General features: G+C 73.4%; 1 protein-coding gene. It reads left to right on the top strand.

Features of this window, described 5'->3' with window-relative positions:
* Positions 1-115 precede the first annotated feature (115 nt).
* Positions 116-369: hypothetical protein (locus tag IE312_RS43675; protein WP_229900946.1), on the top strand; the 254-nt coding region annotated here is incomplete at its 3' end.

Genomic DNA, 369 nt, shown 5'->3' with positions numbered 1-369 from the left:
CAGCGCCAGACCGGTCAGCAGGACGTCATCCACACCCGCCCGGAAGACCGCGGGAACACTCGTCAGCAGCGGCTCCGTCACCTCCGCCGGGACACGGACCCGCAGACTGTCCACGGTGGACATCACATCCACCGCCGGATCCAGTACCCGGCTGCCGATGACCGGATCCGGCACCTGCAGCGTCCGACGCCACCAGTCCAGCTCCGCCGCCCGCTCCGGCCGGCCCGCCTCCTCCACCAACGCGTGCGCCCAGCGCCGCACCGACGTCCCCACCGCCGGCAACACCGGCGTACGGCCCGCCCGCACCTGCTGCCAGGCAGCCGCCAGATCCGGCACCAGCACCCGCCACGTCACCCCGTCCACCACCAG

The organism is Streptomyces capoamus (assembly GCF_014654935.1).
GTDB lineage: Bacteria > Actinomycetota > Actinomycetes > Streptomycetales > Streptomycetaceae > Streptomyces > Streptomyces capoamus.
Note: the sequence above shows the minus strand (reverse complement) of the source record. Positions and strands in the feature narration are given on the sequence as shown.